Annotated in this window: 21 protein-coding genes, 1 tRNA gene and 1 riboswitch; of the genes, 9 read left to right on the forward strand and 13 right to left on the reverse strand. The window is 59.1% G+C overall.

Annotation, left to right across the window (positions count from 1 at the left end; all coding sequences use genetic code 11):
- Positions 1 to 18: 18 nt before the first annotated feature.
- The 3 genes from BO74_RS03210 to motA are packed head-to-tail and all read right to left on the reverse strand — an operon-like array spanning position 19 to position 2,793.
- Positions 19 to 894: a CheR family methyltransferase gene (locus tag BO74_RS03210; RefSeq protein WP_496439947.1), complete on the reverse strand. Its 876-nt coding sequence runs from the start codon at positions 892 to 894 to the stop codon at positions 19 to 21.
- 60 nt (positions 895 to 954) lie between these two features.
- A complete protein-coding gene (gene motB / locus BO74_RS03215; RefSeq protein ID WP_496439949.1) occupies positions 955 to 1,908 on the reverse strand; it encodes a flagellar motor protein MotB in 954 nt (317 codons plus the stop codon).
- Between the two features lie 27 nt (positions 1,909 to 1,935).
- Positions 1,936 to 2,793 carry a flagellar motor stator protein MotA gene (motA, locus tag BO74_RS03220; protein WP_496439950.1) on the reverse strand — a complete coding sequence of 286 codons (858 nt, stop codon included), beginning with the start codon at positions 2,791 to 2,793 and terminating at the stop codon, positions 1,936 to 1,938.
- Between the two features lie 184 nt (positions 2,794 to 2,977).
- On the opposite strand from motA, the gene BO74_RS03225 reads away from it, so the two are divergent.
- From BO74_RS03225 to BO74_RS03235, 3 genes are read left to right on the forward strand one after another with little or no spacing between them, the layout of a single operon-like run.
- Positions 2,978 to 3,511: an NUDIX hydrolase gene (locus tag BO74_RS03225; RefSeq protein WP_496439953.1), complete on the forward strand. Its 534-nt coding sequence runs from the start codon at positions 2,978 to 2,980 to the stop codon at positions 3,509 to 3,511.
- A 25-nt stretch (positions 3,512 to 3,536) separates the two neighbouring features.
- Positions 3,537 to 5,615 carry a FeoB small GTPase domain-containing protein gene (locus tag BO74_RS03230; RefSeq protein ID WP_496439954.1) on the forward strand — a complete coding sequence of 693 codons (2,079 nt, stop codon included), beginning with the start codon at positions 3,537 to 3,539 and terminating at the stop codon, positions 5,613 to 5,615.
- Positions 5,612 to 6,181: a hypothetical protein gene (locus BO74_RS03235; protein ID WP_496439957.1), complete on the forward strand. Its 570-nt coding sequence runs from the start codon at positions 5,612 to 5,614 to the stop codon at positions 6,179 to 6,181. Before BO74_RS03230 ends, BO74_RS03235 begins: the two co-directional genes overlap by 4 nt.
- A gap of 12 nt (positions 6,182 to 6,193) precedes the next feature.
- Here BO74_RS03235 and BO74_RS03240 read toward each other — a convergent pair whose 3' ends face one another.
- The gene (locus BO74_RS03240) at positions 6,194 to 6,886 is read right to left on the reverse strand and encodes a hypothetical protein (protein WP_496439958.1); all 693 of its coding nucleotides are present in this window, start codon (positions 6,884 to 6,886) and stop codon (positions 6,194 to 6,196) included.
- A 201-nt stretch (positions 6,887 to 7,087) separates the two neighbouring features.
- Between BO74_RS03240 and BO74_RS03245 the strand changes: the two genes are divergently transcribed.
- From BO74_RS03245 to BO74_RS03265, 5 genes are read left to right on the forward strand one after another with little or no spacing between them, the layout of a single operon-like run.
- Positions 7,088 to 8,011: a bifunctional riboflavin kinase/FAD synthetase gene (locus tag BO74_RS03245; protein WP_496439959.1), complete on the forward strand. Its 924-nt coding sequence runs from the start codon at positions 7,088 to 7,090 to the stop codon at positions 8,009 to 8,011.
- A 9-nt stretch (positions 8,012 to 8,020) separates the two neighbouring features.
- The gene (gene ileS, locus BO74_RS03250; RefSeq protein WP_496439960.1) at positions 8,021 to 10,819 is read left to right on the forward strand and encodes an isoleucine--tRNA ligase; all 2,799 of its coding nucleotides are present in this window, start codon (positions 8,021 to 8,023) and stop codon (positions 10,817 to 10,819) included.
- Complete coding sequence (gene lspA / locus BO74_RS03255) at positions 10,806 to 11,285, forward strand: signal peptidase II (protein ID WP_496439962.1); 480 nt, start codon at positions 10,806 to 10,808, stop codon at positions 11,283 to 11,285. Before ileS ends, lspA begins: the two co-directional genes overlap by 14 nt.
- A 40-nt stretch (positions 11,286 to 11,325) precedes the next feature.
- The gene (ispH, locus tag BO74_RS03260) at positions 11,326 to 12,249 is read left to right on the forward strand and encodes a 4-hydroxy-3-methylbut-2-enyl diphosphate reductase (protein WP_496439963.1); all 924 of its coding nucleotides are present in this window, start codon (positions 11,326 to 11,328) and stop codon (positions 12,247 to 12,249) included.
- A 40-nt stretch (positions 12,250 to 12,289) separates the two neighbouring features.
- Entirely contained in the window at positions 12,290 to 12,868 is a 579-nt protein-coding gene (locus BO74_RS03265; protein WP_496439964.1) for a hypothetical protein, read from the forward strand.
- An 18-nt stretch (positions 12,869 to 12,886) separates the two neighbouring features.
- Here BO74_RS03265 and BO74_RS03270 read toward each other — a convergent pair whose 3' ends face one another.
- From BO74_RS03270 to tsaE, 9 genes are all read right to left on the reverse strand, one after another.
- Positions 12,887 to 13,297 (reverse strand): type IV pilin protein, encoded by a 411-nt coding sequence (locus BO74_RS03270; protein ID WP_496439965.1) that lies wholly within the window; start codon positions 13,295 to 13,297, stop codon positions 12,887 to 12,889.
- Between the two features lie 18 nt (positions 13,298 to 13,315).
- Entirely contained in the window at positions 13,316 to 18,025 is a 4,710-nt protein-coding gene (locus tag BO74_RS03275; RefSeq protein ID WP_496439967.1) for a pilus assembly protein, read from the reverse strand.
- Between the two features lie 12 nt (positions 18,026 to 18,037).
- The gene (locus BO74_RS03280; protein ID WP_496439969.1) at positions 18,038 to 18,586 is read right to left on the reverse strand and encodes a pilus assembly PilX family protein; all 549 of its coding nucleotides are present in this window, start codon (positions 18,584 to 18,586) and stop codon (positions 18,038 to 18,040) included.
- The gene (locus BO74_RS03285) at positions 18,583 to 19,611 is read right to left on the reverse strand and encodes a hypothetical protein (protein ID WP_496439971.1); all 1,029 of its coding nucleotides are present in this window, start codon (positions 19,609 to 19,611) and stop codon (positions 18,583 to 18,585) included. The genes BO74_RS03280 and BO74_RS03285 overlap by 4 nt, the downstream gene beginning before the upstream one ends.
- Positions 19,611 to 20,027 (reverse strand): type IV pilus modification protein PilV, encoded by a 417-nt coding sequence (gene pilV / locus BO74_RS03290; RefSeq protein ID WP_496439973.1) that lies wholly within the window; start codon positions 20,025 to 20,027, stop codon positions 19,611 to 19,613. The genes BO74_RS03285 and pilV overlap by 1 nt, the downstream gene beginning before the upstream one ends.
- Positions 20,024 to 20,536: a GspH/FimT family pseudopilin gene (locus tag BO74_RS03295; RefSeq protein WP_496439974.1), complete on the reverse strand. Its 513-nt coding sequence runs from the start codon at positions 20,534 to 20,536 to the stop codon at positions 20,024 to 20,026. Before BO74_RS03295 ends, pilV begins: the two co-directional genes overlap by 4 nt.
- 262 nt (positions 20,537 to 20,798) lie before the next feature.
- Positions 20,799 to 20,874, reverse strand: a tRNA-Thr gene (locus tag BO74_RS03300).
- Between the two features lie 94 nt (positions 20,875 to 20,968).
- On the reverse strand, positions 20,969 to 22,276 hold the full coding sequence (locus BO74_RS03305) for an N-acetylmuramoyl-L-alanine amidase (RefSeq protein ID WP_496439975.1): 1,308 nt from the start codon (positions 22,274 to 22,276) through the stop codon (positions 20,969 to 20,971).
- Positions 22,231 to 22,704, reverse strand: coding sequence for a tRNA (adenosine(37)-N6)-threonylcarbamoyltransferase complex ATPase subunit type 1 TsaE (gene tsaE / locus BO74_RS03310; RefSeq protein WP_496439977.1), 474 nt, complete (start codon positions 22,702 to 22,704; stop codon positions 22,231 to 22,233). Before tsaE ends, BO74_RS03305 begins: the two co-directional genes overlap by 46 nt.
- Positions 22,705 to 22,752: 48 nt before the next feature.
- On the opposite strand from tsaE, the gene queG reads away from it, so the two are divergent.
- Positions 22,753 to 23,868, forward strand: coding sequence for a tRNA epoxyqueuosine(34) reductase QueG (gene queG / locus BO74_RS03315; RefSeq protein WP_496439978.1), 1,116 nt, complete (start codon positions 22,753 to 22,755; stop codon positions 23,866 to 23,868).
- A gap of 111 nt (positions 23,869 to 23,979) precedes the next feature.
- A riboswitch (cyclic di-GMP riboswitch) is annotated at positions 23,980 to 24,074 on the forward strand.
- The last annotated feature ends 8 nt before the right edge of the window (positions 24,075 to 24,082 follow it).

Raw genomic sequence — 24,082 nt, forward strand, 5'->3', positions numbered from 1 at the left:
ACCAATGGCCGGTCCATATCAACGCGTACGTCCGGCCAGTTCGTAGACAGTCTTGCCCTGGGAACGGAACACATCCGCCGCGTGCAGAAAACTTTCCGAATGCCCGGCGAAAAGAAGGCCGCTGCCATCCATCAGCGGGGCGAAACGCTTAAGGATCTTGTACTGCGTCGGCTTGTCGAAATAGATCATTACATTGCGACAAAACAGTGCGTCCAGCGGACCGCGCACACTCCAGTTCGGCTCCAGAAGATTGATGCGCTGGAATGTCACCAACCGCCGCAATTCCGGACGCACGGTATAGGTTCCTTCCTGCCCCGGCCCGCCTTTCAGGAAAAACCGGTTCAGCCGCTCAGGCGACAGGCGCTCGACCCGGTCACGCGTATATTGACCTTTCGCCGCCGTCGCCAGAACGCTGGTATCGAGATCCGTAGCGACGATCGAGACTGGAACGTTGAAGCTGTTGAACGCTTCGACGACGGTCATGGCGATGCTGTAGGGCTCTTCGCCTGTCGACGAGGCGCAGCACCAGATTTTGATCGACGGGCGCCCCTGCAGCTTTTTCAGATGCTCGGCCAAGATCGGGAAGTGATGCGGTTCGCGAAAGAACGACGTCAGATTGGTCGTCAGTGAATTGACGAATTTTTCCCACTCGAGCTTGTCGCCGCGCTCCAGCAGCGCGAGATACTCGCCGAACGTTCGCAGGCGTGTCTCGCGCAAACGCCGCGCCAGACGGCTATAGACCATATCCTGCTTGGCCGAGGACAGGGCGATCCCGGCATGCTCGTAAATCAGCTTGCGCACCCGCTCGAAGTCCGCAAGGGTGAAAACGAATTCACGCTCGCCACCCTCGCGACTCGGCAACTCCTTCCCTGGCCAGGAACTGTTATTGATCACGCTTGATTCTCCTGTCCTTTACAGCCACACGACCGTCGGCAAAACGATTCCGACAATGCGTCAATTTTTTTTCACCGAGGCCTCGGGTTCAGGCGGTGCAGGTGGTACAAGCGCTGCCGCTTCTTCGCTGCCATCGACGGTTACTGTGGCATTGCCATCCTCCAGCAACATTGCTTCCTCGGTGCGTTTGTTCAACACGACAATATTGATACGCCTGTTCGAAGGACTCAGCGGATCATTCTTCTCGAACAACACCGTCGAGGACAAGCCGACGACCCGCAGCACCTTGTTTTCGTCCATCCCGCCGGCGATCATTTCACGACGCGAGGCGTTGGCACGATTCGCCGACAATTCCCAATTGGAAAATCCTTTCTCGCCCCCGCTGAACTGCGCAGCATCGGTATGCCCGGAAATACTCACCTTGTTGGGTACGGCATTCAGCGCATTGCCAATCTCTTTCAGAACCACTTTCGAATAGGGATTCAGCTCGGCGCTGCTGGAATCGAACATCGGCCGATTCTTCTCGTCGATGATCTGGATCCGCAAGCCTTCCGTCGTCACATCCATCAACAATTGATTCTTGAACTGCCGCAAGGTCACGTTGCGCTCGATCAGACTCTCCAGATTGCCTTTCAGTTCGGTGAGGGACATCCGCTCACGTCGCTCGAACTCCTTGCGCAGATCCTCGGTGCGTGACCGCTTCTGCGCCTCCGTTTCGCCTCGCCTCACCTGCCCGGACGTGCGCGTAATATCCTCTCCCCCGCCATTGAGGATGCTCGTCGCGTCTCCGGAGCCGGAACCACCCGACAGACTGACCTTGAGCGGATTCTGAAAGAACTCGGCAATCCCCTTCAAGTCGCCGTTGGCAGTCGACCCCAGCAGCCACATCAGAAGGAAGAAGGCCATCATCGCCGTCACGAAGTCGGCATAGGCAATCTTCCACGCCCCGCCATGATGCCCACCACCGCCTTTCTTGATGCGCTTGATGACGATTGGGCGTAGATCCTCGCTCATTCAAAATCCCCGATAGGCAGGCTTGGACTACTTGCCCTTGCGTGCCTTGAGCTCTTCTTCAAGTTCGACAAACGTCGGTCGATCGGAAGAAAACAGCACCTTGCGACCGAATTCGACCGCGACCTGAGGCGCATACCCGGACATCGATGCCAGTAGCACGACCTTGATCACCTGATAGATTTTCGACCCCTCGTGCGCCTTTTGCTCCAACAAGGACGCAACAGGCTGGACAAATCCGTAAGAAAGCAGAATACCCAGGAACGTCCCCACCAGCGCGCCGCCGATCATTTTCCCCAACACGGCCGGCGGCTCCCCGACCGAACCCATGACGTTGACCACCCCCATCACCGCCACGACAATACCGAAGGCAGGGGTGGCATCACCGGTCTTGGCCATCGCGTGACCAGGCACCTCTACCTCGTGGTGATGCGTCTCGATCTCCATGTCCATCAGATTCTCGATTTCCAGGGCGTTCAGGTTGCCACCGACCATCATGCGCAGATAGTCGGTGATGAACTCCATTACGTGATGGTCATGCGAAATCGACGGGTACTTGCTGAAAATCGGGCTGTCGTGGGGATTCTCGACGTCGTTTTCGATCGACATCAGGCCTTCCTTGCGCACCTTGGCAAGCACTTCGAAAAGCATGGCGAGCAGGTCGACATACGCCGCCTTGTTGAATTTCGACCCCTTGAAGAGGCTCGGGAGGGCGGCGATCGTCGCCTTGATGACCTTCATGTCGTTCCCGGCCACGAATCCGCCGATCGTCAAGCCGACGATCGCCAGATACTCCATGGGAACCCACAACGCTGCCAGGCTCCCGTGAACCGAGTACGTTCCGACCGATGCGGCCAGAATGATGACGTAGCCAACGATAAGAAACATTCACACCCTCCGAGTCAGGCCTTGAACCTCTGCATGGCAAAGGATCACGATTGCCGCGGTATTGTAACGGGATGCCCCCGGCGGGGAAATAAAAGAAACGCCGTTTCATTCGCTGCGAGTACTGCACCGGGCCGATTTGCGACGAATCCGCTAGAATCGGCCAGTCATAATGAGGCGTTGAAGCATGAACTACTGTACCCAGTGCGGAGCGAAAGTCGAGCTGCGTATCCCCGAAGGTGACACGCACCTGCGGCATGTCTGCCGCGAGTGCGGAGAGATTCATTACCTGAACCCGAAGCTCGTTATCGGCTGCATCGCCGAATGGAATGGTGACATCCTGCTCTGCCGACGCGCCATCGAGCCGCGCCATGGTTTCTGGACGCTCCCTGCCGGCTTCATGGAAAACGGCGAATCGACGATCGAGGCGGCCTTGCGGGAGACCCGGGAAGAAGCCTGCGCCCAGGTGGCGATTGAGGAGCTTTTCGCCCTGGTCAATATTCCGCACATCAGCCAGGTACATCTGTTCTATCGGGGGCAGTTGCTCGGTAACGAATTCGGGGCAGGCGAGGAGAGCCTGGAAACGGCACTCTTCAGCGAGGACGCTATTCCCTGGGATGACCTTGCCTTCCGCAGTGTCGCCTTGTGCCTGAGAGCCTACTTCGAAGACCGCCGTAACGGCCAATTCCTGTTTCACGAGAATTCGCTGCTCCCCCCGTAACCTGTATTCACACACCCGACACAGAATGCCAGTCACTCACCGAGACGGAAAAAAGGCCACCACTTCTGCGGCGATTCCGTTGCACGCGCCCCTGCTGCGTGGCGCCCGCCGGCCGCGGGTCGCGTTGATCGGCCGGCACGGCGCAGGCAAAAGCACGATATTCGAAGGTGCCGCCAGCCCGGTGGTGAGCCATGAGCACCTCGCCGGGCTCGGCGGGGCCTATCAGGAGTGCGTTGTCGACGTCGGCCTGGAACAGATATCGCTGGTCGACCTGCCGTCCATCCACACCCTGCATCATCTGAGCGAACACGACCAGGTGGTGTTGATGTATCTGCTCTGGGGCGACCGCTGGCCGCTCGAACAACTGCCGCAAGACACCACCGAGCACCCGGACTTTCCGGCACCGGACGTTCTCGTTCAGGTGGTCGACGCCACGGCGCTCGAGCGAGATCTCGAGCTGACGCTCGAACTCAATCAATTCGGACGCCCGCTGGTCATCGCGTTGAACCGCGTCGACGAGGCCCGCAAGCGTGGCATTTACGTCGACGTCCAGTCACTGGGCGAAAAGGTCGGCGCGCCGGTCGTACCGACAATCGCACACATGGGCAAAGGCCTCACCGCGCTGTTCGAGACCGTGCTCTCGATTGCCCGCGAAAAATCGTGCCCCTTGCCCCAGCCGCCGGCCCGACACATCCAGGACGCACTGCGTCCGCTGAAAGCAGTCATCGCCCGACCGGAAATCGAAGACATTTTCGGCATTCCCCGCGCCTTGCTGCTTTCGCAGTTGGCCGAGAACGACGATTACTTTCTCAAGTCGCTGACGACCCACTTTCCCCGGTTGCAGGACGAAATCACCGAAGCGCGTCTTTCGGCCGAAAAAGTGCTGCCGCGACCGCTCGCGGAAGAACTGCATGCCGATCGCCACCATCGTGCCGCGGTACTCCACGAGGCGGTCAGCAGTCCACGCAGCACCGAGAGCGGCGAAGGCTGGCGACGCTGGCTCGACGAACTCTTTCTCCACCCCCGCTGGGGCCTGTTCGGCAGCCTGCTGGTTTTCGCCGCGGTCCTGCTGATCGTCTTTGAAATGAGCACACTGATCGACTCATGGACGTCGGCCCGGCTCGCCGCATGGGTGCAGGAATGGCAGCCGGTATCGACGCTTGGCGTCGTCGGGCGCGCAGTGGCCGACGGTCTCGTCGGACTGATCGGTATCGTCGCGCCCTACATGCTGCCGCTCGTTCTGCTGCTGGTGGCGCTCGAAGCCTCCGGCGTGATGCACCGCGTCGCCTTCGTCGTCGACCGCGGGTTCCACCACATCGGGCTGCATGGCGGCGTCGCCGTCCCATTCCTGATCGGCCTCGGCTGCAACGTACCGGCCATTTCGGCCGCCGCCGCCAGCGGCTCGCGGCGGGAAAAAGTGGTTGCCGCGATCCTGATCACCTTCGTTCCCTGCTCGGCCCGTTCGGCGATCATCCTGGCCATCGGCGGCAAATATCTCGGCGGTCTCGGCGTTTTGGCCATTTTCATACTCACGCTCGTCGTCATCGCCGTACTCGGCAAGCTGCTTTCCCGCCGGTTCGCCGACAGCGCGCCGGGCTTTGTCCAGGCGATCCCGCCCTACTCGCTGCCCCGCTGGAACACGCTCTGGCGCAACACCTGGGAACGAACCAGCGACATCGTCACCGTTGTCACGCCCCTGCTCGTCGCGGGCAGTGTCGTCCTCGCACTGCTCAGCCATGTCGGCGCCGACGCCTGGATCAACACGCTACTCACCCCGGTAACCTCCTGGTGGCTTGGCCTGCCCGCGGCGCTCGGCGTTCCCATTCTATTCGGCGTGCTACGCAAGGAACTCTCGCTGCTCATGATTTTCCAGGCCTTGGGCACGCAGGAAATCACCCCCTTGCTCGACCATGTCCAGATATTTACTTTTCTGATCTTTCTGACGTTCTACGTCCCCTGCCTGTCGACCTTTGCCGTCATGCTGAAAACCCTGGGAAGAAAGGAGGCCTTGTTTTCGGTGATGAGTTCGCTCGTTACGGCGCTGCTGATGGCCGGAGTTATCCGCATCCTGCTGGAAACTGCCCGTTTTCTCGCCCCCGCATGAACGGCCACCTGATCAAGGACTCCACATCGCTGGAACTCTACGCCTGGCTGGACCCGGACGCCGAGATTCCCGGCTGGGACATTCTCTCGGCCAACCCCTTCGGGATCGCCCTGCCCGAGGATCATTTCACAACAGTGCAAAATTACTTCGCCGAGTATCACCTTGAGTATTACCGGCAGCGACTTTTTCAGGATTTCCCAAGCCGGCTGCATGCACTCCTGTTGTTCGCCACACGCGTGGATGCCGAGAACTTCCGCGCCAAGCATCCGGCAAGGGTTCACGGAAAACATCTGGTTGCCGCCCACAGCAAAGGGGCTTATGTCGTTTCCTTTCACGACTCGGCCTGGCTTGATTATCTCCGGCTGCCGCACAGCCTCAACCTGGCAACGCTGGACGAGGTTTCGAGCTACTACTGGAGAGGCGCACTGGTCGAAGAGGCCGGATTGCGCTTTATGGAAGACCCCTGGCGCGAGCCGCCGGTCATCGAGGCGCTTTACCAGGGTGCCCTGGAGCCTCTGGCCCTGGATCAGCACACCCGATCCGGTTGGCTGCCTGGGTTTTCCTGAGCCCCCGGCCAGCTATTTCATTTTTCTGCCGGAGGACGCCGGCGGCTCCTCGGGCGGTTTGTGTGGCGGACGAACCGGCCTGAACGAAGGACGAGGAGCCGGATAGACGGGAACGACCGGATACGGCTGCGGATACACCACCCGCTGACGCGTATGGAATGTAACCGGAGCGGCACGCATCACGACCTGCCCGGCACCATCGACGATGCTCGCATCGATCTGCAGCCGACTGTTGGCCGGCAGATAGCCCTCATCCCAAAATCCGGGGGGGATTACGAACTCGGCCGACGTGAAGCGCTGCTCGACAAAACGACCGTTGATGCGCACGACGAATGCATGCCCTTCACCAAGCAGCAGCAGCGGATCAGCTGACAGCCTGACCTCGAGAAGTGACGTGTCGCCAAGTACGCTGCCGTTGTCGGCGGGAGAGACGATCGAAAGGTGCCGGTAGGCATTCGCTACCGATACGCTGCTGTTTCCCGACGGCTTTCCGGGAGTGAGACTATCGGGACGCGTCGGCATCGCAGGCATCGACGGAACGACATTCAACGGTTTGAGCGTCACTTCCTTCGCTCCCGACTGCGGCTTGTCGGAAAAGACGGGACCGTTCGCGCCCCGTGTCACATAAACGCCTTCTGCGAACACTGCCCCGCTCAGGACTACGGCGAAAAGCAGCGTAAAGGCGCGCGCGACAAACGGTTGCATGAAAGTCTCCTGACTACGAAATCTGGGAGGGGCAGTAATCTGCCGAAAGTATCGGCTTCCGTCCCTTCAGTGGCAAGACGGCCGTGGCAAATGGTCTGGACGCCTGCCTCTCCGATCGCCAGGTTCCGCGCACGGGCCCAAGGCCTTGAAACGCCGGTATAATTCCCCCCTTTTCGTCTCCCCGGCGACACCTCGCTCCCGATGCTCGTCTTACGCGGTTATTCTCGTCCGGCCCCGCAAGCCACGGCACTGACCATCGGCAACTTCGATGGCGTCCACCTTGGCCATCGCGCCCTGCTGGCAAGGCTCGAAGCCGTTGCGCGCCAAGAACGACTGCTCCCGGCGGCATTGACCTTCGAACCGCACCCGCGCGAATTCTTTGCCCCGGAATCGGCACCGGCGCGGTTATCGACGCTGCGTGAAAAGCTCGAAATGCTTGGCGAGGGAGGCATCGGACTGACCTGCGTCTGTCATTTCAATACCGGCTTCGCCCACCTGGAGGCCGAAGAATTCATCGAGCGGATCCTGGTCGACTGCCTGCAGGTAAAGCACCTCATCATCGGCGACGACTTCCGCTTCGGCCAGAAACGGCGCGGCAACTTCGGGATGCTTCAGGAAGCGGGGCGTCACCACGGCTTCACGCTCGAAGCGGTATCCAGCGTGATGGTAGAGGGCGTGCGCGTATCCAGCTCTGCCGTCCGTGCGGCACTCGCCGACGGGCGCATGGAAGACGCTGCTCGCTTCCTAGGGCGGCCTTACGTGATCGACGGCCGTGTCGTGCGCGGACGGCAATTGGGCCGGCAACTGGGCGTCCCGACCGCCAACATCCGCATCAAACACGCCAATCCTCCACTGATCGGCGTCTATGCCGTCGAAGTACGCGGGCTGACAGACAGACCGCACCAGGGCATCGCCAATATCGGCTTCCGCCCGAGCATCGACAAGGGAAGCAATCCGTTGCTAGAGATCCATCTCTTCGATTTCGAAGGAGACATCTATGGCGCCCACCTTTCCGTACGCTTCCTGCACAAGATCAGAGACGAATTCAAGTTCCCGAACATCGACGCATTGAAGCAACAAATTTCCCAAGACCTTCAATCTGCAAGGCAGTATTTCAAGCACTGAGTGACCGCCATGGCTGACTACAAAAGTACCCTGAACCTGACCGACACCTCCTTCCCGATGCGCGGCGATCTCGCCAAGCGCGAGCCGCAGTGGGTCGCCGACTGGCAAAAGAGAAAGCTCTACGAGAAGATTCGCAAGGCAGCCAAGGGCCGGCCGCGCTTCGTTCTGCACGACGGCCCGCCCTACGCCAACGGCGACATTCACATCGGCCACGCGGTCAACAAGATCCTCAAGGACATCATCGTCCGCTCGAAGACGCTGGCCGGTTTCGACGCTCCCTATGTTCCAGGCTGGGACTGCCACGGCCTGCCGATCGAGCACCAGATCGAGAAGCTGCACGGCAAGCACATTCCCGGCGATAAGGTGCGCGAACTCTGCCGCGCCTTCGCCAACGAGCAGGTCGAACGGCAGAAGAAGGACTTCATCCGCCTCGGTGTTCTCGGCGAGTGGGACAACCCCTACCTGACGCTGGCCTACAAGACCGAAGCCGACGAGATCCGCGCGCTCGGCAAGATCCTGGAGAAAGGCTACCTGTACCAGGGCCTGAAGCCGGTCAACTGGTGTCTCGACTGCGGCTCGGCGCTGGCTGAAGCCGAAGTCGAATACGAGGACAAGACCTCGCACGCCATCGACGTCCCCTTCGAGGTGCATCCCAACCATGCCGAGAAGGTCGCCAAGGCGTTCGGCCTCACCCACCTGCGCGGCCCGGCCTTCGCCGTCATCTGGACGACGACGCCCTGGACGCTGCCGGCCAACGAGGCGGTCAGCGCCCACCCGGAATTCACGTATGACCTGATCGAAACGCCGAAGGGCACGCTGATCCTAGTGCGCGAACTGGCAGAGGACTGCCTCAAGCGTTACGGCCTCGAAGGCACAGTGGTCGGCTCGACCAAGGGGAGCGACCTGGAACATGTCCTGCTCAAGCACCCCTTCTACGAACGCGACGTCGCCATCATCTGCGGCACGCACGTTACCGTCGAAGCCGGTACCGGCCTCGTGCACACTGCCCCGGCGCACGGTGCCGACGACTACCAGATCGGCAAGGCTTACGGCCTGCCGGTGAACAACCCGGTCGGCGACGACGGCCGTTTCCTTCCCAACACGCCGGCACTGTCCGTATCCCCGCTAGCCGGCAAGACCGTCTGGGAAGCCAACCCGCTGGTATTGCAGGAACTCGAAGCACGCGACCGCCTGCTCAAGACCGAAAAGATCACGCACAGCTACCCGCACTGCTGGCGGCACAAGACGCCGATCATCTTCCGCGCCACGACGCAATGGTTCATCGGCATGGACCACAAGGACAAGGAAGACGCGGCGACGCTGCGCTGGATCGCCGAGCGCGCCGTCGACGAGACGCAGTTCTTCCCGGCCTGGGGCCGCGCCCGTCTCGAGGCGATGATGAAGACCCGACCGGACTGGTGCGTCTCGCGCCAGCGTAACTGGGGCGTGCCGATCCCCTTCTTCCTGCACAAGGAAACCGGCGCGCTGCACCCGCGCACGGCGGAACTCATCGAGGAAGTCGCGCTGCGTGTCGAAAAGGCCGGCATCGAAGCCTGGTTCTCGCTCGACGCCAAGGAACTTCTCGGTGACGAAGCCGACCAGTACCGCAAGATGAAGGACACGCTCGACGTCTGGTTCGATTCCGGCGTCACGCACCTTTCGGTGATGCGCGGCTCGCATCGTGAACAGTGCAATTTCCCGGCCGACCTCTACCTCGAAGGCTCGGACCAACACCGCGGCTGGTTTCAGAGCTCGCTGCTGACCGGCTGCGCCATCGACGGCCGCGCCCCGTACAAGTCGCTCTTGACGCACGGTTTCGTCGTCGACGGCAAGGGCCGCAAGATGTCCAAGTCGATGGGCAACGTCATCGCCCCGCAGAAGGTCTCCGACACCCTCGGCGCCGACATCCTGCGCCTGTGGGCCGCCGCCACCGACTACTCGGGCGAACTGTCGATCTCCGACGAAATCCTCAAGCGCGTCGTCGAAGCCTACCGCCGCATCCGCAACACGCTGCGCTTCCTGCTCGCCAACACCTCGGACTTCGACGCGGCGAAAGACATGCTGCCGTTCGACCAGTGGCTGGAAATCGACCGCTACGCGCTGGCCATGACGCGCCAGCTGCAGGTGCAGTGCGAGGAAGACTACGGTAAGTACGAATTCCACCGCGTCGTCCAGGCGCTACAGACCTTCTGCTCGGAAGACCTCGGCGGCTTCTACCTCGACATCCTCAAGGACCGCCTCTACACCACGGCCACCACGTCGAAGGCCCGTCGCTCGGCGCAAAGTGCGCTGTGGCACATCACACAGACCTTCGTGAAGCTGATGGCGCCGATCCTCTCCTTCACCGCAGAGGAAGTCTGGCAGGCAATCAACAACGACGCCGACGACTCGATCATGCTGCACACCTGGCAACCGCTCCCGGTCCTTGCCGACGAAGCGGCGCTGCTCGACAAGTGGAGCAAGCTCCGCACGTACCGTGCCGATGTCACCCGCGCGCTCGAAGAACTGCGCATCGAAGGCAAGATCGGCTCCTCGCTGCAGGCCGAAGTCACGCTGCACGCCGATGGCGAGAAGTTCGACCTACTGAACTCGCTGGCCGACGACCTGCGCTTCGTCTTCATCTGTTCGAAGACCACGCTCGTCCGCGCCAGCGAAGAGAAGGTCGAGTGTGCCCCGTTGTCGCACGCCAAGTGCGAGCGCTGCTGGCACGTCCGCGACGACGTCGGCGCCGACCCGGCACATCCGGAACTTTGCGGTCGCTGCGCGAGCAACCTGTACGGCAAGGGTGAACCGCGTGCCTGCGCGTAACATCAAGCCGTGGCTGTGGCTGGCCGGAGTCATCATCCTGCTCGACCAGCTCAGCAAATGGATCGTCCTCGGCAACCTGCGCCCGGGTGACTCGCACTACGTCGCGCCGTTCTGGAACTGGGTGCTCACCTTCAACCCCGGCGCGGCGTTCAGTTTCCTCTCCGACGCCGGCGGCTGGCAGCGCTGGTTCTTCACCGTGCTGGCGCTCGGCGTCTCGGGCTGGATCGTCTCCCTGCTGCGCAAGCACAGCGGCGAATTCCGCCTCTCGCTCGCGCTCACTCTGATACTCGGCGGAGCCTTGGGCAACGTCATCGACCGCATCCGTTTCGGTGCCGTCGTCGACTTCATCCAGTGGCACGCCGCCGGCTACTACTGGCCTGCGTTCAACCTGGCCGATTCGGCGATCACTCTCGGCGCCGTGCTGCTGCTTTGGGATCAATTCTTCGGGAAACCCACCCGCGACTAAGTGGTCGAATATCGACCGAGACATTCAGGTCAGTCAATTCATGGAAATCATCCTCGCCAATCCACGCGGCTTCTGCGCCGGCGTCGAACGCGCCATCGCCATCGTCGAGCGCGCCATCGAAAAATTCGGTGCGCCGATCTACGTCCGGCACGAGGTCGTACACAACAGATTCGTCTGCGACAGCCTGCGCGACAAGGGCGCCATCTTCGTTGACGAACTGGAAGAAGTTCCGGCCGGCGCCACAGTCATCTTCAGCGCGCACGGCGTCTCGAAGTCCGTCCGCACAGAAGCCGAGCAGCGCGGCCTGCGCATCTTCGACGCCACCTGCCCGCTGGTCACCAAGGTGCATAACCAGGTCGCCCGGATGCGCAAGGAAGGGCGCGAGATCATCATGATCGGCCACAAGGGGCACCCCGAAGTCGAAGGGACCATGGGGCAAAGCACGGGCGGCATGTATCTGGTTGAAACAGCCGATGACGTACGCAACCTGCAGATCACCGAAAACACGCCGCTGGCCTACGTCACGCAAACAACTCTCTCCGTCGACGACGCGGCTCTAGTTGTTGCCGCACTGAAAGAGCGCTTTCCGGCCATCGTTGGGCCGAAGGGTGATGACATCTGTTACGCGACGCAGAACCGACAGGATGCGGTGAAAACACTGGCCGAACGGTGCGAGACAATCATCGTCGTGGGCAGTCCGAACAGTTCGAATTCGAACCGGCTCAGGGAAGTCGCCTTGGCGCGAGGAAAAAATGCCGTACTCATCGAAGCGCCGGGAGACCTCGACAGCGAGTTGATAGAAAATGCTCGATCGGTCGGCATAACGGCCGGCGCGTCAGCTCCGGAAGTTCTGGTTGAAAGAATCGTCGACCGGATTGCCCAACTCTCGCCCGGCATCACGACGAAAGACGATTCCGGTGTCGCTGAAAACATAACGTTCAGCCTGCCGAAAGAACTCAGTTGAAAGCCGTCTGACACGGGAGGCAGGTTACGCTTCAGCGGCCATGATCACGTCTCGACGACCACTCATCGTTGCCGTTCTGATTTCAACGCTGCTACACGCAGCGGTAATTTTTCTCGTCGGCGCAGCAGCCAACCAACCGCGAGGACTGGCGCTGACTAAGAAAGGCGGCAAGATCCAGGCCATCTTCGTTTCCACGGCACGACCTTTCTCGAATCAACTCTCCCTCCGAGAAAAACCTCAACCCCTAGAGAGAGTAACGTATATTGACGCCCCTCAAGGCAGTTCCATGAATAGAACACCGTCTGCCAAAAAGACGGAAGCCTCAAACACGCCGAACAGCGACGTCTTTCTTCCTCAGGAATACCTCAACCGCCAGCCGAGCCCCAAGAGCACGCTCTCATTGGAGGACATTCCTCCGCCAAGTCAGCCGGGGGTGTTCCAAATGCGTATCTGGATCAACCAGCGCGGAGAAGCGGTACATACCGAAACTGACGAAACAACAGCACCAGCGATATTCGTCGAACAAATCACCGAGCGCTTCAAGGCTACCCGCTTCATACCAGGAGAACGTCACGGCGTTCCTGTTGCCAGCATCATCCGGATCGAAATCAGCTACTGACCCTCCACGGCGCCGGAATTAACGGTTCCAGCACTCCGTGCTGCTGAGGGTCGCATCCGCCACCGATTTCTGGTTGCTCTGATTAACCCTCAACTTTCCGCACTTGTCTCCAGCTTGTCCATTTTTGGGAACCGCCTGAATCTGGAATGCGGTTGCCGTGGCATCAACAACAAAGCTGATGTTGTAAAACTTGGTCGAACCTTCCTTTGGCGCCTCCGTCACTGGCAGCACCGCCCCGACGTAGGTACCGTTCTGTGTGTAGAAGCGTTCCAGGAACTGCGCGTTTTCCAGCAGCACCGTTTTCGCATCAGCGCGGCGTGAGCGGGCTATATATTCCTGATAGCTGGGGTATGCCACCGCCGCCAGAATTGCGACGATGGCAACGACGATCATCAACTCGATCAGGGTAAAACCGCCAACTTTTTTCATCACCAAATCCTTCACACGTTACTGCAATTGCCGCCACGCCGTACGCGGCCGTGTCGTCGTTCCCTTTTCAACGACGACTTCCACGCCCCCCGTTGTACCACTAGCGATCTTGTATTCCTTTTCACCGCCCGAAATGATCGCGGGGCTCTTGATGATGCCTTCGGAGGACTTGATCGCGTTGACAGAAACCTTCTCCTCCTTGCCGTCGATGATTACGGTCACATAGTCATCGCCGTTGATGACTCCGTCGCCATTGACGTCAAACACGGAGTAGGACGGCCGGTTGCCGGTTTCCGCGTCGAATTCCCAGATCCAGCTGGTACCACCGAAATCGCACGGTGACGCACTGGGAATCATCGAGGTGAAAATCACCCGCTTGTTGCGCAGGATCGGATACGTCACCACCCGTTCCCCGGAACTTGAAGTGAGGTTCATGTACCACCCACGCGTTCCGGCCTTATCCGACCAGTCGATCGCCCCCAGATCGTCGGTGATCTGGTACTCCTCGCCGGACGCAGTCTTCGCAAACAGAATCGAGTGCTTCTGTAAAACATTGGCTTTTTCAGCCCCTGTATCGACATCGGCCGCCGCAATCGCATCGGTACTGGCCGCCTTATCCCATATCGCATAAAGCGTCTGTTGCGACTTCGTCGAATCATCGTCCTTCTCGAAGTATTTTCCGGTACCGAAATAAACCAGATAACCGCCGCTGGGATGCACACCAATATCGAGGCCGCTGGTTATCGGTTGCCGGTTACCCGTGTCATCGAAGGCCGTGAACAGCGGTACGGGCTTGCCGCCAGACTGGTTGTCAACCAGCCACTTATCCGTATTTTTGTCCGATACAGTAAATTTCCAGAGATTGCCTTTCAGGTCGCCGGCAAAGATCGCCGACAGTGCCCCGGTCCCCTGATCGAATATCGCGGCTGGCGACGACAGGCCGTTCGGACTGGCCGCAGTCGAACCATCTCCGACATCGATCTTTTTGATCACCGATCCGTCGCTGAGCTTGACGATGTACAAAACCGCCTTGCCGTTCGCCGAACCGTAGCCATTGCCAAAAATAGCCGCCCAGTTGCCATCAGCCATCCGGGCAATAACCGGTTGCCCGAAGGTATAACCGAGATCGACATCACCGTGCTTGTCCGTAAACTCCCACATCACGGTTTCTGTTGCAGTTAGCGCAGCGTAATTGGTTTGCGTATTCGCCACGGACGAGGTTGATGTAGTGGATCCGGTTCCAGCAAAGCTTTTGGTCAGATCGAGCGCAAAAATCCCCTTGCCGCCAGCCGCCGCCGCGCCGACAACAACGGTTCGCCACGCGACGCCGGATCCCTTGTCGATATACGCATCACCGACGACAAGGTTTCCATCAAGCAGATACCGGTGCGACATCCCATAGCTCAGTAAATTGCGCAACGGGCTGCTGTCGTTTCCGCTGGTACAACCGGTCGCGCTGGTCTCGTCCTGGCAGATCAACCAACTCGGCAGATAGGTAAATACTTCGTTCCCGTTCTGCGCGTCGATCACATGCATCATCCCGTCGTTGGAATTGACCACGACCAGCGGATTCTTGACATCCCCCGAGGTCGTCACAAGCTTGCTGTCGAAAAACGCTCCATATGTGTCAGCCCCCGCAATTGAGGCCGTCTCGCCATCGTAGAAGTTCGAATAGTAGAAATTCTGGTTGCCGAGGAACACCGGGTCGGAATTGATGATGTCTCCCAACAGAGACGTCGGCCGCGGGCGATAAACCCCCGAATCGAAAACGCCATCGTTATTGCTGTCCTTGAGTTCCTGCGACTGATCACCACGAAGATAATTCAGCACCGGGGAGGCCGACTCCGCGGCGTTCTTGTTGTCTAGCGCGGCTTTCTGCTTGCTGGAAAGGCTGTCCCACGAGAAATTCACCCCCTTCGGATTCGCCGAACGGTTCAGGGTATAGATACGCCGGTCCGACGCATCGGGAATCTTGGCAGGCAGCCCGGCATCCCAGGCCAACGACCCGAGGCTCACGTTACCCTTGTCATCCAGCTCAAGCGGATACGCCAATACCTGCCCGCTCCAATCAGAAGCTTTGAACCTCGCCTGATAGATGAACGTGCCGGTATCCAGCCGTGTCGAGTTCGTCGCTATCGCCGACGACGACGACGGATCGCCAAGCGACTCCTTCAACGCCGACCCGAGCGCCAGATCCAGACCTGCCGGGTTGCGGACCTCGAAAAAGTTGTCGGGGATCTGATCTTTGCCCGGGGTTCGCGACGCGTCGTTGATCTTGACATCCCAGTTTGGCCAGGCAGCATACTTGGCGGCGTAGTACAGCGGATTCTTCAGGATTGCCGCGCTGCCCGATGTCGAGGGCGTATAGGCCACCCAAGTCGGGGTTGTCCATTCGGTTACTGGCTTCTCAAACTCGCTATCAGCGAGATACGTAGCGTAGTCTTTGCTTCCGGGCCGCAATACGTTCAACACAGTTCCGTCTGCCGAGGTTCCGGAAATGACATAGCCGTACTTCAGCGCGTGCCCGGCTGCTGCGGTCATCGACGCAACCTTGATGTATAGCGTGTTGCTAGCCGGCGTCGCAGGCATGCCATTCTTACCTCTGAATTCCTGGGCACATGCATCACCGACACAATAGCGCAGATGCATCACGCCATCCATGTCGTAGTCATTTCCCCAGGTGGAGTCTTCCCACATCACTTTGAAGCTTCCCGCCGTGGTATTCGTTCCCGGCTCGACCTCCAAATCGACCATGCTGCAGGCACGCCATCCCGCGCTGTCCAAACCAGCCCCCCCGGTCGAATTTGCCTGGCAGAACGGCATGAACTTGACCTCATACGACCCCACTTTGGCCGTGAAATCAGGCAGATTCTCGGCAAGCGCGATGGCAAAGGTGCTTAGCGGTTGGCGTTCCGCATAATCCTTATTGGTTTTCCCCCACAGATCGGTACGTTTGCTGGCGTAACCCGGCCGCAGATCGTAAAGACCGGAACCCAGCGCCAACCCGCCCATGTGATAGCTACCGCCCACACTCGGCATCTCGGGGCAAATCCCGGATGCCAGATGCAACGCCTCTAGTTTCTTTTCCGAACACGTCGCGTCATAGCTTGACTCGCCCGTGACACTACCGATCATAAAGTCGCCGCTCAAGTTTTCGTGCGACGAGTCGGCCATCGTGTCGGTCAGTTCGGCAGTGGTTTTTACCCACTTCAGGTCGTGACCGGTTTCGTCGTAGTCGAACGAATTCAGCCCCGTCGAAATCATTACGATGTTCGACTTGGCACACCACTCGGTGGCAGGAATAGGATCTTTCCAGGAAAGTTGCGGCAATCCGGCCACGAAACCCGCATCGCTACCGTCAAATGCCGCGGTTGGCGAAGCGGCGCTCGCCGATGTTTCGGTACTCGTCGTAGCATCGCCGGCCCGCAGGTAACGCAGCGACTCAAGATACATCTCCGAAATCGGGTTACCCCAGTCAACGCACTGCCCGTTGGAGAAAGTGGTCGTTCCCGGACTATTACACACGCTGTCGTATTTGCTGCCGTCCCAGCCGACGATCCGCAACCGGTTAAGGGTGCCGATGATGCCACCGGTCGACGGCAAATCATCGTTAGCGGATGCGCTCCGCGCCTTCCCCTGGTTGTTGACGAAAACACCGGTACAGAAGTCGACCTCATCCGCCGAGTTGGCAGCAAACCCTTCCCCGGCTATGGAACAGTTATAGCTGTTTGGGTACTTTTTGCTACTGTTGCTCAACGTGCCGATGTTCTTTCTGAGCACGCCACCGGACTTGTTATGCGCCCAGCTCCCGGTCATCAAGCCGAACTTGAGGCTCAGCGACACATCGGCGTCGCCGTATTGCTGCAGCAACCCGATCGGTTTCTTGGCGGTGCCTTTAGGGTAGGTTTTGCACTTCGGTCCGGGGCCGTTGATCGTATCCGTTCCGCCCCCATCATCGCAGACCTTGACGCGGACATTCAGGGTATTAAGCAGACTTTTCGGCTTCGTAGGTTTTGAATCACTTGTCCCGCATTGCGGATGCTCGTTCGCGGCCCACAGGCGATATTCCCCGCTGGCAATTTGCATGACAGGCGGCTTGTCCGAAGTTTTCGAGGCCGAATAGCCATCTTCCGTCAGGTTACAGAAACTGATCGCGGACTCGTTGCTATATGGCGTGAACTTGCTCATCACCGCCGTGCCGGCATTGAACACCTTGGCGAACGCATGCACGTCCCAAGGCAGATGCGCACGTTCGAGGACGGTTTCGGTCTCCGAATCGGTCGAGCGGTAACCGCCGAACATCACCTTGCGCAACACATCGACCCGCGTCATGCTCGCCCAGTTGAGCAGGTTTCCGCTCCATTGGTTGCTGCAAACGTACTCGGATTTCTTGGCAGTAGTCGCATCGGGAAAGGTGACAGTCACTTCTTCGCTCGTTGCCGCGGCCGTCGCCTCGAAACGACTGTTCTGGTACGTGTAGCACTTTCTCGGATTGAAATACCCTTCGTATTCGATATATGGCACGAACGAGGTATCGAGAAAGCCGTCGCTGTTCAGATCCGAATAGTCGGAGTACGCCTTCATGAACAATTGATGGTCCCGCGAGGCCACCAGCATCACGCGCGGATCGGCCTGTGCGCTGATGAATAACGGATCCTGGGCTATCACGCCGGCCTGGACGTTCACGGATGAAAGCAGGGCAATTCCGACTGAAAGAATTCGTTTCACGATGACTTCCTCTTAACTGCAACCACGGTCATAAAAAGCCTGAAGAATCACCACGGCTTCGGTCGTCCGGCCCTGGCCACGGGCGGTAATCTTGTAGACATTCCGTGGCGGTGGAGGCGGCCACTTGGCCGAACCCGCCGCGCATGACAACGCCTGGTACTCCTCGATGACGTAGCGCGGCTGGGCCTGCCCGGCCAATACGGCGTTGGATTCCGCCGCCGCGATTGACTTGGTGCTCCATTGATGCGTATCGCGCCAATACACTTCTTCCATCACACCGTTTGGCGACGTATCCAGCCCCTTGAAATAGGCGCCGGTCGAACCGCCCTTATCATCGAACTCAGGCAGCACTGCGCTGGACAGAAACTCCTGCGCTTCCCTCAAGGCATACTCTGCCGCTTCAAAAGCCAGCGCACGATCGCGCGTATTCCCGGCCATGCGCTCCTCGAAAACGCTGGTATTCATCACGCTCAACGCCAGAATCGTGATCATCACAAGCATCAACAATGAAGTGATGAGGGTGACCCCCCGCTGTCTGAGATGGCTGGATTCCTTTTTCATGGCAGACGATTCCTGATGCCGATATTGGTAACGAAGTCACGCCGCAAGCGCCTATCCGTGACCGAGGCACCGTTATACGTGTAGGTTTTACTTTCCGGACCGGTGTTGTCAGCCTCGCTACGCACTGAATACCGCACACGGAGCCCCACGGCCTGACTCCAATCTGCCACAGCGCCAAGTGTTGTCCCGGTAGACGTAATCTCGGCGTCACCCGCGCCATTTGCATCCGTATCGGTCTTAACCGATATAACCTGCAGGTCATAAACATTGCCAGCCACGTCGCTGGCGACTGTCGTCGCGCCGTTGAAGGTCACTTCATAAAGCATGGGCTGATTGAGCGTCGGATGGATTCCCACGAAGAAGTGCTTTTCGCCGTAGGCAAATACGATAGCTTCCGTACCATATGCTTTTGCTAGTTTCTCGTCGGTATTCTTGGAATTCGCATGTGCAATCGTCACTGACCCCGTACTGACGTTGGTCGCAGCAAAAATATCCACGTTGGCACAATCCGCAATCACGAGAATTTGATCAGCAGCCCAACCGCAGGGATTGGAACCAATCTGAATGTTGGCGTTGTTGGCCGTCATATTGCCTGTAAGTCTCCTCTGGCACGATCCGATCCCGCGAATCTGGATAACATCCGTTCCAGCCACGCGAACGACCCCTGTCGGGTTAACCCACCCCGTTCCATTATCAAAAACCTGTATGCCGCTGCCCGCAGGGGCAGTCACATCGACAACACCGTCTTTATTGACGTCAGCAATGATCGTCGGATTAATATCCGTCGAGTTGGCACACCCTGTATACCCCGCTTGCCGAACCTCACGCGTCAGTCGCTCCATAGCGATACGCCCATCCTCCTGGATGCGAGCCACCGCGTCGTTTGCAGTAAATACGGGACGGGAACTGATGAACGTATAAAGGATGCCGCCAATAATCAGCAACCCGAGGGCCATGGCGACCATGAGTTCGACAATCGAAAGCCCCGTCTGAGCCAATTTCGTCCTGTACTGCACGGCTCGCATCAAAGCTCTCCCCGGAAAACGAATTGCTCGGTAGCGCCGCCCCCGGCGGCTTTCGAATCGTCCCACTGAACAGTGATCGTGAATAATGTCGTATTTGTCATCGCAACCATTCCCACACCAGAAGGCAATTTTCCGATTTCTGCCTGCCATTGAGTCTTGTCGTTGGCGGCAATCGTATTGCTTGCTGTCGTACTCGTGCTGTATTCGCCGTTCAGAGCAACCTGACGGTTCTGTCGCATCCGCTCGGCCATGTCATACGCCAGGAAACTCGCCTGCGTCCGGTACTGGGAACTGTGCGTATTCTTTAGCCCGGTGGTCAGCAAGCCGGCGACACCGAGCAACCCAAAACATATAATGACGATGGAAACAAGGATTTCGATCAACGAGAAACCTTGTTCGATCTTTCTTTGACTCATGGACACACCCCGCCCTCTGCAACCCGAACCCTACCGGAAGACGAAACCGAGACGACACGCGAGTTTTGTCCTGAAACGCAGACAGTAACACTCCCCGTCGCCCCCAAATCAGAAGCTCCCGTTGGTGAAAACTGAACGGCATTCTGCAGATCAGCCGGATTATCGCTTCCAAGCATCGTCACATTGCCGCCGGGAGGGTCGAAGACTTTAATAGGAGTGCCTGCCGTGGCGTAAACTATCCATCCGATCGACCAGTCATTTCCGTTGTTCATGCATGTCGACTGATCCTGACTCTTGCATACCGAGACGTCCCTCCCCAACTTGACCGACTCGCTTCTCGCGGTAGCAAAAGCAACAGAAAGACTATTCGCCGCGGATTGAATCCTCATCCGATCCATAAGGCCGTTAAAGGCGGGAACAGCCAGTGTTGCCAGAATTCCCAGCAAGGCAACGGTGATCATCAATTCGATCAGCGTGAAACCCGCGACTGCGCGCTTCAATGAGAACACGTTTACAGGCCTCCCAACGATTGTTTGTATTACCGGGAGTCTTCGACCATCTACCCGGTCCGTGACGAGAACAGCACTCGGCACAACTGCAATATAAAAAATCCGCGAGAGACGTGCGCATGGCAGCGGAATGAACGGTCCTGCTCATGCGACAAATGGACAAACACCAACCAGTCGACAGCGCGGCTTGCCATCACGAGGAATGAACAGAGGAAGGGGGATAAGACGTGAAAAAGCCCACGCGAGGTGGGCTGAATCAGAATGGTGCCGCTGACCGGAATCGAACTGGTGACCTTCGCATTACGAATGCGCTGCTCTACCGACTGAGCTACAGCGGCGTCCAAGGCCGCGCATTATACGATAGCCACCACCTTTTGCAAACGCTTGCTGACACGTAAAAGGGAAATCTTCTGCAAAAAGACGCCCACCGCATCAATCCAGCCGCGCCAGCTTGGATTTCGCCAGCGGCGGGTTCTTCGCGAAGTACTTGCGAATCCCGGCGATGATCGCTTCCGCCATCTTGTCCTGATAGGCGTCGTCGTTCAGGCGCTTTTCTTCTTCGGGATTGGAAATGAACGCTGTCTCGACAAGAATCGACGGGATGTCGGGCGCTTTCAGCACAGCGAAGCCCGCCTGTTCAACATGCGGCTTGTGCAGGCGATTGATGCCACCCAGTTCGTTGAGCACTTCCTTCCCGAGTTTGAGGCTGTCGCTGATGGTGGCGGTCTGGGATAGATCGAGCAGGGTACGTGCGAGTACCGGGTCCTTGACATCGAGGTTGACGCCGCCGATCAGGTCTGCCGAGTTTTCCTGCTGGGCCAGGTAACGCGCCGCGGAACTCGACGCGCCGGTTTCCGACAACGCAAAGACCGAAGAGCCATTGGCGTCCGGACGGGTGAACGCGTCGGCGTGAATCGACACGAAGAGATCGGAACGTATGCGGCGTGCTTTCTGCACGCGCATTTGCAGAGGGACGAAATAGTCGGTATTGCGGGTGAGCACGGCGCGCATGTTCGGCTCGGCATCAATCTTGGCCTTGAGCCGCTTGGCGATGGCCAGCGTCACGTGTTTTTCGTAGCTGCCGCGCCGGCCAACGGCCCCCGGGTCTTCTCCTCCGTGGCCGGGATCGAGCGTGATCGTCACCAGACGGTCGACGATCGGCTTGTCAGAACGCTTTTCCGCCCTTCTGGAATTTTCGGTGGAACCCGCCGCATTCTCGGCAATGGCACTTTCCGGAGCGTCATTGCGCTCGTTCTTTTCCAGCAGTTGCATCAAGGGATCGGGGGGCGCCGCTGGGTAGACGTCGAGAACCAGGCGATGGCCGTAATTACCGACCGGTGACAATTCGAATACTTGCGGTTTGACTTCGGCCTTCAACTCCATCACCAGCCTGACAACGCCCGGCTTGAAGCGCCCCGCACGCAGAACCTTGATATTCGGGTCATCCGGCAAAATCTTGCTCGCCAAATCACCGAGCACGCTGCTGAACTCAATCCCTTCCAGATCGACCACCAGGCGCTCGGGGTCCTTGACAATGAAGTGGGAGAACTTGAGCGGTGCGCCGAGTTCGATGGTGACGCGCGTGTAGTCGTCCGCTGGCCAGACGCGCACCGCGAGCACGCCGGCATTGCGGTTCAGCGCGGCGCTGGCTGCGGGCGTTACCGAAAGGAGAAGCGACGCACCGGCCAACTTGATCAGGCGGCGGCGCCCGGGATGAGGCTTTTGAGGGTGTTCAGACATGATTGCCCTCGCTCGGTGTATGCAGACAACTCAAGAACGCGTCCGGAATCGTGGCGATTTTCCGGGAAGCGGAAGACCAGCAGGAGATCAGCCGGGGGGACATGGCCCGCGGCTTTTTCCGGCCATTCAACCAAGCAAACGGAATCGTTGCGGAAATACTCGCCCAAACCAGCATCGACAAACTCTTCAGGGTCGTTGAAACGATAAAAATCAAAGTGATACCAGTATATGTTCGAAACTACGTAAACTTCAACCAGCGTGTAGGTAGGGCTTTTCACCGGCCCTTGATGACCGAGCTTTCGAAGCATGGAGCGCACCAGCGTGGTCTTGCCAGCGCCCAGGTCCCCGTCCAGCCAGACCACGGTGCCTGCGTCGAGCAGCGGCGCCAGGCGTCTTCCCAGCGCAACCGTCGCGGCCTCGTCGGACACGGCCAAGGTTAGTGAGGAAAGCGGTGGGGAAAGGCTATGATTCGGGCTATGCAAAACGATGTCTCCACGATACGAGCAACCACTGAGCCGGCCAAAGGCCAACTGGACGGCGAAGCGCTGGTTCGGCAGATCAAACGCTGGGGGATGGAGCTCGGCTTCAGCGCCATCGGCATTGCCGAACCCGATGTTTCGGAGGCCGCCGAGAAGTTGCGCCGCTGGCTCGAACTCGGGCGTCACGGCGGGCTGGATTATATGGCCAAACACGCCGATCTGCGCGCCAATCCCGGCCAACTCGTAGCGGGAACCCGATCGATCATCACCGCCGCCCTGCCCTACTGGCCGGATGCGACAACGGCAGACGGCGTGTTGGCTGACCCGGCGAAAGGTTATGTGTCGCGCTACGCGCTCGGCCGCGACTACCACAAGAGTGTGCGTAACCGCCTGCAGCGGCTGGCCGAACGCATCGGTACCGAATTGGCGGCAAAATCACCGGAGACGGATTTCAGCTTTCGCGTCTTCTCCGATTCCGCGCCGGTGATGGAGGTCGAATTCGCCCGCAACTCCGGCATTGCCTGGCGCGGAAAACACACGATCTCGCTGACGCGTGCTGGTTCCTGGCACTTCCTCGGGGAGATCTACACGTCGCTTTCGCTGCCGCCGGACCCGGCCGCAGAAGACCACTGCGGAATCTGCACCCGATGCATCACCAGCTGTCCGACCGCGGCGATCCTCGCCCCCTACGAGGTCGACGCCCGGCGGTGCATTTCCTATCTGACCATCGAGCTTCAGGGCGCCATTCCCGTCGCGCTGCGCCCGGCCATCGGCAATCGCATCTATGGGTGTGACGATTGCCAGCTGTGCTGCCCGTGGAATCGCTTTGCAAAGATCGGCGATCCTGACTTCACGCCGCGCAACGAACTCGACACGCCGGGACTCGTCAGCCTGTTCTCGTGGAGCCCGCCAGAATTCGAACAACGGCTCGCTGGCAGCCCCATACGTCGCATCGGCCATGAGCGCTGGCTGCGCAATATCGCTGTGGCGCTCGGCAATGCGCCGGCCACGCAAGAAGCAATCGTGGCACTCAACGCCCGCGCCGATCACCCCTCGGAACTGGTCCGCGAACACGTTGCCTGGGCACTTGCCAGAATCGGCCAGGTGGATTGATTTTCTGAACTTTTCAGATACCATTTGGCAGGTGCGTTTGGTCGTAACCGGTCCGCTCCTTCAACGCGAAAACAGCACAAGCACTCAGGCTGGCCGGTTGTAAAGCCAGCCGCTGAAACAGGGCAAACCCGTCGAAAGACGAGGACGCAAAGTCACCGGCCTAATGCCTGCGGGGTCCGCGGAGCGATGGCAGCGGAACCACCAGAAAACGAGG

It is taken from the genome of Propionivibrio pelophilus DSM 12018, from assembly GCF_059569095.1.

Bases quoted from the DNA above. Each gene is read 5' to 3' on its own strand.
- pilV (WP_496439973.1), bottom strand. From the start codon at position 20,027: ATGAGTCAAAGAAAGATCGAACAAGGTTTCTCGTTGATCGAAATCCTT.
- ileS (WP_496439960.1), top strand. From the start codon at position 8,021: ATGGCTGACTACAAAAGTACCCTGAACCTGACCGACACCTCCTTCCCG.
- BO74_RS03285 (WP_496439971.1), bottom strand. From the start codon at position 19,611: ATGCGAGCCGTGCAGTACAGGACGAAATTGGCTCAGACGGGGCTTTCG.
- BO74_RS03265 (WP_496439964.1), top strand. From the start codon at position 12,290: ATGATCACGTCTCGACGACCACTCATCGTTGCCGTTCTGATTTCAACG.
- queG (WP_496439978.1), top strand. From the start codon at position 22,753: ATGCAAAACGATGTCTCCACGATACGAGCAACCACTGAGCCGGCCAAA.
- ispH (WP_496439963.1), top strand. From the start codon at position 11,326: ATGGAAATCATCCTCGCCAATCCACGCGGCTTCTGCGCCGGCGTCGAA.
- motB (WP_496439949.1), bottom strand. From the start codon at position 1,908: ATGAGCGAGGATCTACGCCCAATCGTCATCAAGCGCATCAAGAAAGGC.
- BO74_RS03235 (WP_496439957.1), top strand. From the start codon at position 5,612: ATGAACGGCCACCTGATCAAGGACTCCACATCGCTGGAACTCTACGCC.
- motA (WP_496439950.1), bottom strand. From the start codon at position 2,793: ATGTTTCTTATCGTTGGCTACGTCATCATTCTGGCCGCATCGGTCGGA.
- BO74_RS03225 (WP_496439953.1), top strand. From the start codon at position 2,978: ATGAACTACTGTACCCAGTGCGGAGCGAAAGTCGAGCTGCGTATCCCC.
- BO74_RS03305 (WP_496439975.1), bottom strand. From the start codon at position 22,276: ATGTCTGAACACCCTCAAAAGCCTCATCCCGGGCGCCGCCGCCTGATC.
- BO74_RS03240 (WP_496439958.1), bottom strand. From the start codon at position 6,886: ATGCAACCGTTTGTCGCGCGCGCCTTTACGCTGCTTTTCGCCGTAGTC.
- BO74_RS03245 (WP_496439959.1), top strand. From the start codon at position 7,088: ATGCTCGTCTTACGCGGTTATTCTCGTCCGGCCCCGCAAGCCACGGCA.
- BO74_RS03280 (WP_496439969.1), bottom strand. From the start codon at position 18,586: ATGAAAAAGGAATCCAGCCATCTCAGACAGCGGGGGGTCACCCTCATC.
- BO74_RS03230 (WP_496439954.1), top strand. From the start codon at position 3,537: ATGCCAGTCACTCACCGAGACGGAAAAAAGGCCACCACTTCTGCGGCG.
- BO74_RS03270 (WP_496439965.1), bottom strand. From the start codon at position 13,297: ATGAAAAAAGTTGGCGGTTTTACCCTGATCGAGTTGATGATCGTCGTT.